This is a genomic window from Streptomyces sp. NPDC006510 (genome assembly GCF_040611955.1).
Taxonomy (GTDB): Bacteria; Actinomycetota; Actinomycetes; order Streptomycetales; family Streptomycetaceae; genus Streptomyces.
This window is the reverse complement of the sequence record NZ_JBEXPH010000023.1, coordinates 60,876-68,918: the sequence shown is the minus strand read 5'-3', so window position 1 is coordinate 68,918 and position 8,043 is coordinate 60,876. Positions and strand designations below refer to the sequence as shown.

Genomic DNA, 8,043 nt, shown 5'->3' with positions numbered 1-8,043 from the left:
TCACAAGCCGTTGCTCATCGGCGACACCCCCGAGGAGGGGTGCGCCGCCCTCACCCCTCTCGCCGATGGGCCGGCACTGCTCGTCACCGCCGTCGCGCCGACACCGGCACACCTGCGCCGCCTCCTCGACGCCGCTCTCAAGCACGCAGCCGCACGGGTTCCCGGTCGGGGAGCACCGAGGTCAGCGTTTGACACGGTTGCGGATGGCGAGGGCGGCCAGGCCCAGGAGGACGGGTTCGGTGAGGCTGAAGGTCATCTCGATGCAGGTGCCGGCGGTGGTCAGGTCCTGGCCGGAGGAGGAATTCGGCCGAGTTGACGGTGCTGTTCAGGGCTTTCTCGAAGCGCTTGCCATCGCCGCCGTGAGCCAGCCCAGCGCTTGGGAGGCGCGCAGGCCGTAGTCGGACCGCAGCCGGTACCCGTGCAGCAGTCCGCGCCTGCCACTGCGGCTGCCCTGCCGTCCGCAGCCGCCGAAGACCACTCGGCGTTCGAGGTGAAGCAGGGGAGTTCCGCTACGGCTCTTTCCACCACACCGTGCGCCTCCCGGCCCGGATTCCGTCCGGCGGAGTCGAGGCAGACTACGAATACGGTCGGAATCTTCACTGTGCGGGTGGTGATGGAGCCCGAGGCGGCCGAGACCACACGCACCATCCCCGTGAAGAGAACCACGACCAGCGGACGAGGCGAGTCGTGAGACCCAGCGGAGAATCATGGTGTGTGATCAGGGGAAGTGCCCGCCACCATGCCTCGGATGGGCAGTTCGTCCATGGCCGGGCCTGCGGGAGTCGCGCCGGTGATCCTTGACGCTCTTCCATAGCGTCGTGCGAGTGGAGCGGATGTGATGCCGTGCACGAGGACACTGAGCAGCACGGTGCAGGCGACCACCGGGACGATCGTCCGCGAGGCCGACGGGTCCAGTTCCTCGATTGCCAGCAGACCGAAGATGACTGATGCCAGCCCGCGTGGGCCGAACCAGCCCACGAACAGGACGGTTCTACTGTCCAGACCGCTTCCCATCAAGGACACGGCTACGGGCACCATGCGTACCGCCGTCAGGCTCAGCACCGCGTAGAGCACCGCCTGCCAGGTGAGGTGGGCGACGGCGGCCGGCACCAGTACGGCGCCGAAGAGCAGCCAAACCAGTACGGAAAGCAGTGAAGCGGACTGTTCGACGAACAACAGCACGCGCTGCGGGGCGCCCTGCATCGATCCGAAAGCCAGACCGGCGGTGAAGGCGGCGATGAAGCCGTTGCCGCCGATCGCGATGGCCGAGGTGTAGCCCAGGAGGGCCAGCGCCAGGACGCCCGACCCTGCGACAGCCTCGGTGGCCCAGCCTCTGCGCAGGGCGGAACGCATCAGCCACCCGGCTGTCAGCCCGAGCACCGTGCCGTAGACCAGGCCGATGGCGATTTCCACCAGGGCGCTTCCGGAAGCATGGGTGCTCGACGTACTTCCGGCCGCGGCGACTCCGGCGAGGGCGAGCACGACGAACGGGGTGGCGATGCCGTCGTTCAGACCGCTCTCGACGTTGATGAGCCGCCGGATCCTCCCGGGCACCACTGGATTGACCATCATCGTGGCGCCGAGCGCGGCGTCCGTCGGAGCCAGCGCGGCGCCGACGAACAGCGCAGACCAGCCCGACACTTCGGGGAGCAGGCCCATGGCCAGAAGGGTGCCGAGGCCGATGCACATCGGCAGACCGAGCAACAGAAGTCGCACGTACAGACCCAGCTCCGGGCGCAGAGCCTGGAAGGACAACCGTGCGGCGTCGGTGAAGAGCACCCAGGTCAGTGTGACCTCGGCGAGCGTTCGTACTGTCCCGGGTGAGGGGGCCAGGTCCAGTACGCCGAGCCCTTCGGTCAGCAGCAGCCCCAGCAGCACGAACGCTACGGGGGCGGTGAGTTCGATGCGTGCCAGCCGCTGTGAGTACAGACCCCAGAGGAAGAGAAAGAGCAGAATCAGTGAGAAGGATCCATCCACCATGCACTCCGTGATCGTGGCCGCATCGCCGGCGGAGGGCTGATTCTCGGTGGTCATGGCTTGACAAGGATCGAGGCGGAGGGCGTGACCGCAGCTTTCACCCGAGCGGAGGATCGCACAGACGATGTACGGCTGCAGGCAGGAGCCGGGCTTCGGGGTGCGGCGCTCCGGCGCTGCGGAACCCTATTCGTGAGCGACGACGGCGACGGGCGTGTGGGAGTGACGGAGGATCTCATGAGTGATCGGTCCGATATGCGTACCGATCAAGGAACGGCGGATGCGGCGGCCGACGACTACGAGCCCTGCTTCGGAGCCTGCCTGCAGGAGTTGCCTCCGAGTTGTACGCGGACCCGGACCCCGCCAGAGGCGGGCAGTATCCAGCCGCGCGGCGCATCGAGTGTGCCGCCGCCACCGCCCACGACGCCCCCGTCCTCGCCCAACGGATCGGCGCCTCCCGCTGTGTCACTCAGATCATCCGGGTGTGGGCCCAGGGCCTGTTTGCGGTCTCGGTGCTGTTGCGTGCTGCTTAGCGTTTCCGCTATTCGGGGCGCCCTGGGCGGTGCGGGTCGCAGTTGAGCTGGATGGCCAGTCAGGTCGGTCGCAACGTGAGAGCCGCGGTGAAAACCGCCACAGCCAGCAAGACCCCGTACAGCAGGGTCCCGACCCAGCCCTTCCGGAGTGCATGGGAGACGCCAGCGCTCCTTTCCGGGTCGATGGCGGGTCCGGGGATGAGCACCAACTGCCAGCCGTCGCCGCCGTGTGTTCCTCGCTGGCCCCCCGGTCCGGTCCACCGTTCGGATACCGGCTTCCGGATCTGTGCGGCCCGCCGGCATCGTCATCGTTCGGACGGCCCACGGTGGCTGACCGCTCGCAGCAGATCACGGCCGCAGCCCGGGAACTGCTCGACGCCGAAGGGCCGGATGCGTTGTCGATGCGGCGCATCGCCGAGCGAGTCGGCATCCGGGCGCCTTCCTTGCACAAGCACTTCCCCGACAAGGCCGCTGTCGAGAGCGGGCTCCAACTCCACTGCTTGTTCGTCCCGTTCCAGAACCCTGCGAGCCGGAGCCTGCCAGGACCAGCCATGCCTTTTCAGCAGCCGCCACACCGTCGCCACCGACACACTCACCCCGAAACGGCGGGCGATCACCGCTCGAACTGGCCCCAGGTCCAGCGCTGATCTTCGAAGCCATGGCCGGCCCGACCCTTGCCCAGTTTCTCCTCCAGCACCACAAAACCGGGTATCCGAGATCCTCGGCACCTTCGCCGGCCCAGCGGAACGCAGGGCCTGGGACCGCCCTCCCTCCAAGCCCGACGCCGGCGCTCCACCGAACGCACGCTCACCCGCAACTCTTTCGCGATCACCGCAGGCTTCTCACCCGCCGCGAACCGCCTGCCGGCCTCCAGCCGCTCCTGTTCACGAAACACCCGCCGCTCAGCAGCCAGGCCCCCCCCCACCCTCCGCATACCGCATCCACCGGCATACCGCAGGGATCACCAACAGCCACCACCCGACGACAATGCGAAAACCACAGCAGCCATCACCCATGCGCTGTCCGAGGGCCGTCTCGTCAGGCAGCATCCGACTGTTGCCACCGCTGCTCACTTCGCGGCGCAAATGACCTCGACGAAGTGGCCCACCTGCTCCTCCGGCAGGCGACGCGCGAGGTCCGCCTCGCTGATCACGCCGACCAGACGATGGTTCTCGATGACCGGCAGCCGCCGGATCTTGTGCTCCTCCATGGCACGCAGAACGTCATCCGTGTCGGCCCCGGCGTCAATGGTGATCGGTTTGCCCTGCTCGAGCATGCCCGCGGTCATGGTCTTCGGGTCCTTGCCCTTGGCCAGACACTTCACCACGATGTCGCGGTCGGTGACGATGCCGTGAAGCCTGTCGTCCGGCCCGCAGACCGGGAGCGCTCCGACGTCCAGCTCACTCATCCGGCGCGCCGCGATTTCCAGCGTCTCGTTCTCCTGGATGCAGGTTGCATCGGCGTGCATGATCTCCCGTGCAATGGTCATGGCCGTCTCCTTCCAGCCCGAGGATCTACGCGGGCAGAGCCCATAGATCCGGGCACGCCCCGAATCGCTCCCCCTCAAACCAGTGTGGGTTCTTCGTGTCCCGTACGCATGCCAGCCAAGAGTGGGTGAGCCACCGTGTGAGCACTCGCTGGGGGAAGGTCGATGGCCAGGTCACGGCGGCAGCCGTACCGCGGTGTGGCGCTCGGCATCGTCGGCGACCAGGCTCCCGATGAGGGGAAGGCCCGGGTGGTATCCCTGGAGCACCGCTTGTGTGTTGTGCAGGCATGAGCACGGTCGCCGGCCGTGTGGCCGGACAACGGCGGCACGGTATCTCACGTGTTGGTGGGTGAACTCGGTACGTCGTCGGTCCGGTAGACCAGGTGCTCGGTGACGGACACCACACCGTCGACACTTCTGCACAACCGTTCGATGATGGGAATCAGGCTCTTGAACTCGACGGATCCTCTGAGGGCCACCTCCCCATGCCTGACCTCGACCGTCACCGCCGAGGGAGCGAGGCCCATCGTCTGCTGCAACAGATCCCGGTTGATTTCCTCACGGATAGCATCATCGCGGCGCAGGAAGACCCGTAGCAGGTCTCTGCGGCTGACAATGCCCAGCAGCTTGTCCGTCTCGTCCACAACGGGCAGACGTTTCACGTCCTGCACTTCCATGAGGCGGGCCGCCTCGACCACGGTCCACTCCGGACGCGCGCACACGGCGGGAGCCGACATCAGTTCCTCGGCCCTGGCCCCTTCGGCCTTGGCCCGCTCCCACGCCTCCAGATGCGGAATCGGTGTCCGCCCGGTCGGGTCGGTCAGGTCGGCGGACTTGCGCAGCAGGTCGGCCTCGGACACGATGCCCATGGGCCGGTCCAGTTCGTCCACCACGGGCACTGCGGTGACATCGTTCTCCGCCAACAGTTTGACGATCTCCTTGAACGGCAGGTCACGCCGCGCCCGAACGACGTCCCGGGTCATGAGCTCTGCAACGGTCCGATGATGCATGTGACTCGCCTTCGGGGAGTGCTGGTCGGAAGTGGTGATATGTCGAGCGGATCAGGAACCAGACGCCCACGGTCGGGCCGACCGGGCTCGTCTTCGGGGCCGATGGACTCCGAGGAACGGCCCACTCGGCCCCACGGCATTGTGCTTCCCTCCTCCCGCAGCGGCACGCCGTGCCTGGCGGTTTGAGTACGGCGACACGATGAGAACGGTGACGCCAGGGGGCCGCCGCGAGATGAGCCCGGCCATCCGCAGTAGCGGTCGCCGTAGGCCCGGACGAGGCTGCGTACGGCGGGTGGGATCCGATGCCCGAAGGCGCACAGACTCGCGTCGGCCAGGACACATGACAGCCGCCCGCATTCCTCACCGGGCGGGGTGCCCGCAGACGCCGGCTCCAGTCCCCGGCGCGAGCCGGCGCGACAGAGGGGACCGGCTGCGCCGGTACGCCCCGGCATCCGGTTGGCCCACGAGGTGCGGGGGGCCGATAGTGGAGGGAGTCGGGCACCAGCCCTGGAGGGTCGACGCGACGGGTCCGGCTGTTCAGGCCCTGCAGCCGGCGCCTCGGAACAGAAGCGGTGACGCTGTCTGAACCCATGAGTTCCTTGCGGAGACCGTACGCATGGATGATGGACGCGGATCCCACCTTCGGTTCGGCCATCGGATCGGGCAGGTCCCGCCCGTCCACCGGTTGGAGGCCACTCGGATCCATCCGCGCGATCTCTGCGCCCCTCATGACGGCGCCGGGTCCGTGTGAGTACGCCGTCGTGCCACCACCCAGGAGTCACGCCCGAGGAGCACCCCATGGCTGCATCCCCGTACACCGTCAGCGACGTCATGACTCACACGGCCGTGGCCATCGGCCGCGAGGCCTCGTACAAGGAGATCGTCGAGCTGATGCACCAATGGAAAGTCAGCGCGGTGCCGATCCTCGAAGGCGAGGGCCGCGTCGTCGGGGTCGTCTCCGAGGCGGACCTGCTGCCGAAGGAGGAGTTCCGGCAGGACGACCCGAAGCTGCCCGGCCAGCTCGAGGAGGCGTCCAAGGCCGACGCCGTACTGGCCGGGGATCTGATGTCGAGTCCGGCCGTCACCGTCCACCCCGACGCCACGCTCGCCGAGGCCGCCCGCATCATGGTGCGCAAGCGAGTGAAACGACTGCCCGTCGTGAACGATCTCGGCATGCTGGAGGGCGTTGTGAGCCGCAGCGACCTGTTGAAGGTGTTCCTGCGCCCGGACGAGGAGATCGACGAGGAGATCCGATCTGCTGTGCTCGCCGAACTGTCTCCCCCGGACCGGGTGGAATTCACTGTTCTGGACGGTGTCGTCACTGTTCAAGGGCCTCTCCGGGACCGTTCTCTGGTGCCGCTTCTGGCCCGGGCCATTCGCGCGGTCGAAGGTGTCGTGGACGTCCGCATGGATCTTGCCTGAATTTTCCGGGAGGCACGTCCGGGTACCACGGTGACCAGCCCGCCATCGTCTCGGAGAGCATGCGTCGCTGAGCCTGCACGGCGCCCTTCCCGCCGTGGAGCATGAATACGGACGGCTGCCACACCGAAACCGCACGGAGCGCTGCTCCGCGGAGGTCGGCCTCCTCGAACGCCAGTCCCAGCGCCGCCTCCGAGGACGCACTGCCGTCGATTCCCACCACCATGCAAGGCCGGCGGCTGGGTGATCTGCTCCGCGCCTCCACAACCACCACGGGCAGCGCGCCTGGGCCGTGACAGGGACGACGAGGGAGCCGGCGCTGAAGTACTCCGCGGCACGGCTCAGATGGCGGGATCCGAGAACGACCTTGCGGGCTCTCGTAGACAGTCCCCCGATCACGACCGCCGGGAAACCGTCGAACGGATCGGTGACCGGCCGCGGTCGCGGATGGCGCGCCCGGACCCAGTCGGCCCCGCCCGAAGAGCGTCCGCCCCGGCTCGAAGCATTGGCCTTCCTGCCTGGCCGGTCATCACCCGCGCGCCAGTCGTGCGATGGAGGAACGGCTACGACGAGCCGGAGGTCCGGCCTGCGTCGACACGCCTCATCGGCTGCCCAGGCCAACGCCAGGTGGTGGTTTCCGGCCGGGTCGATACCTATGACCGTCTCACGGCGTTCGTCGGTGTCCATCACCGGACGCTTGAACCGGGTCCGACCGGTCCCGGCCACGCCCCGTTCGGCCCTCCTGCCTCTGTGCGGCCCGAAGGATCGTGGTTACTGAACAACCTCCGGCATGGCGTCCGGGTGAATCGCTGTGAGACGGCAGGGGGTGCCGCCCATGAAGCACATCAAAGTAGGAGACCTGATGACCGACGACGTCGTCTCGGTCATCTCGCTCACCTCCTTCAAGGAGGTCGCGAAGCTGCTCGCCCAGCACGACATCAGTGGAATGCCCGTGCTCGACGACGAGGACCGGGTTGTCGGTGTCGTCTCCGAGAGCGATCTGCTGAGCCGGCAGGCAGCGGGTCATCCGGATGCCGGCACCACGGCCCCGTCCGGAGCGGAATGCACCGCTGCCGAGATCATGTCGACGCCGGCAGTGACTGTCCACGCGGAGGAGAGCGCACCGGAGGCCGCTCGGCTGATGGCGCGCAGTGGCGTGGAGAGACTTCCGGTCGTGGACGACGAGGACAGGCTTGTCGGCATCGTCACCCGCCGGGACCTGCTGCGTCTGTTCCTGCGACCCGACGCGGAGATACGACGACGCATCATCCAGGACGTGCTGGTGAACACCATGGGGCTCGGATCCGACTCGGTCACGGTTCACGTCGTCGACGGTGTTGTCACCCTGGAAGGCCGGCTGAAGAGCCGCAGCCAGATCGCGATCCTGGCCTACCTCGCCGAACAACTCGACGGGGTGGTCGCGGTCGTGAGTCATGTGACCGCGCCCGTGGACGGCCCCGTACCCGCCTCCTTCCAAGGGGCCACGCACGGTCCGCCCGCCGAGCGGTGAGGCCGCGCCGCTGCCATCGCCGCCCGTCATGGTGCATTGGCCGTCGACTCGTCCGGGCCGTGGCAGGCGTGTACCCCGTCACCGGTCGTGGGCGGCGTCCCGTATGACGTG

8 protein-coding genes and 3 pseudogenes are annotated in these 8,043 nt (G+C 67.8%); 4 read left to right on the top strand and 7 right to left on the bottom strand.

Going from position 1 to position 8,043, the window contains the following annotated elements:
* Positions 1-239 precede the first annotated feature (239 nt).
* A complete protein-coding gene (locus tag ABZY11_RS10790; protein WP_356478803.1) occupies positions 240-398 on the top strand; it encodes a hypothetical protein in 159 nt (52 codons plus the stop codon).
* 307 nt (positions 399-705) lie between these two features.
* Here the strand turns inward: ABZY11_RS10790 and ABZY11_RS10785 are convergent, their stop codons facing one another.
* Both ABZY11_RS10785 and ABZY11_RS10780 read right to left on the bottom strand, forming a co-directional pair.
* Positions 706-2,034 carry a cation:proton antiporter gene (locus ABZY11_RS10785; protein WP_356478802.1) on the bottom strand — a complete coding sequence of 443 codons (1,329 nt, stop codon included), beginning with the start codon at positions 2,032-2,034 and terminating at the stop codon, positions 706-708.
* A 126-nt stretch (positions 2,035-2,160) separates the two neighbouring features.
* Positions 2,161-2,304 (bottom strand): annotated as a pseudogene (locus tag ABZY11_RS10780) (universal stress protein); the annotation flags it as partial.
* 529 nt (positions 2,305-2,833) lie between these two features.
* Between ABZY11_RS10780 and ABZY11_RS10775 the strand changes: the two are divergent.
* Positions 2,834-2,995, top strand: a pseudogene (locus ABZY11_RS10775) (helix-turn-helix domain-containing protein); the annotation flags it as partial.
* 15 nt (positions 2,996-3,010) lie between these two features.
* Here the strand turns inward: ABZY11_RS10775 and ABZY11_RS10770 are convergent.
* The 4 genes and pseudogenes from ABZY11_RS10770 to ABZY11_RS10755 all read right to left on the bottom strand — a co-directional run.
* Positions 3,011-3,124 (bottom strand): annotated as a pseudogene (locus ABZY11_RS10770) (winged helix-turn-helix domain-containing protein); the annotation flags it as partial.
* Positions 3,121-3,441 carry a helix-turn-helix domain-containing protein gene (locus tag ABZY11_RS10765; protein ID WP_356478801.1) on the bottom strand — a complete coding sequence of 107 codons (321 nt, stop codon included), beginning with the start codon at positions 3,439-3,441 and terminating at the stop codon, positions 3,121-3,123. The gene ABZY11_RS10765 and the pseudogene ABZY11_RS10770, both read right to left, overlap by 4 nt.
* A 135-nt stretch (positions 3,442-3,576) precedes the next feature.
* Positions 3,577-3,996 carry a CBS domain-containing protein gene (locus ABZY11_RS10760; RefSeq protein ID WP_356478800.1) on the bottom strand — a complete coding sequence of 140 codons (420 nt, stop codon included), beginning with the start codon at positions 3,994-3,996 and terminating at the stop codon, positions 3,577-3,579.
* 332 nt (positions 3,997-4,328) lie between these two features.
* On the bottom strand, positions 4,329-5,003 hold the full coding sequence (locus ABZY11_RS10755; protein WP_356478799.1) for a CBS domain-containing protein: 675 nt from the start codon (positions 5,001-5,003) through the stop codon (positions 4,329-4,331).
* A 798-nt stretch (positions 5,004-5,801) separates the two neighbouring features.
* Here ABZY11_RS10755 and ABZY11_RS10750 point away from each other — a divergent pair.
* Entirely contained in the window at positions 5,802-6,425 is a 624-nt protein-coding gene (locus ABZY11_RS10750; protein ID WP_356478798.1) for a CBS domain-containing protein, read from the top strand.
* Here the strand turns inward: ABZY11_RS10750 and ABZY11_RS10745 are convergent.
* A complete protein-coding gene (locus ABZY11_RS10745; RefSeq protein ID WP_356478806.1) occupies positions 6,322-6,648 on the bottom strand; it encodes a universal stress protein in 327 nt (108 codons plus the stop codon). The two genes, ABZY11_RS10750 and ABZY11_RS10745, sit on opposite strands and share 104 nt — an antisense overlap.
* Before the next feature lie 609 nt (positions 6,649-7,257).
* On the opposite strand from ABZY11_RS10745, the gene ABZY11_RS10740 reads away from it, so the two are divergent.
* Positions 7,258-7,932: a CBS domain-containing protein gene (locus ABZY11_RS10740; RefSeq protein WP_356478797.1), complete on the top strand. Its 675-nt coding sequence runs from the start codon at positions 7,258-7,260 to the stop codon at positions 7,930-7,932.
* Positions 7,933-8,043 lie beyond the last annotated feature (111 nt).

What these genes read in the sequence shown, in the direction of transcription:
- ABZY11_RS10785 (WP_356478802.1), bottom strand. Translation starts at nt 2,034, where the DNA reads ATGACCACCGAGAATCAGCCCTCCGCCGGCGATGCGGCCACGATCACG.
- ABZY11_RS10765 (WP_356478801.1), bottom strand. Translation starts at nt 3,441, where the DNA reads ATGCGGAGGGTGGGGGGGGGCCTGGCTGCTGAGCGGCGGGTGTTTCGT.
- ABZY11_RS10760 (WP_356478800.1), bottom strand. Translation starts at nt 3,996, where the DNA reads ATGACCATTGCACGGGAGATCATGCACGCCGATGCAACCTGCATCCAG.
- ABZY11_RS10755 (WP_356478799.1), bottom strand. Translation starts at nt 5,003, where the DNA reads ATGCATCATCGGACCGTTGCAGAGCTCATGACCCGGGACGTCGTTCGG.
- ABZY11_RS10750 (WP_356478798.1), top strand. Translation starts at nt 5,802, where the DNA reads ATGGCTGCATCCCCGTACACCGTCAGCGACGTCATGACTCACACGGCC.
- ABZY11_RS10745 (WP_356478806.1), bottom strand. Translation starts at nt 6,648, where the DNA reads ATGGTGGTGGGAATCGACGGCAGTGCGTCCTCGGAGGCGGCGCTGGGA.
- ABZY11_RS10740 (WP_356478797.1), top strand. Translation starts at nt 7,258, where the DNA reads ATGAAGCACATCAAAGTAGGAGACCTGATGACCGACGACGTCGTCTCG.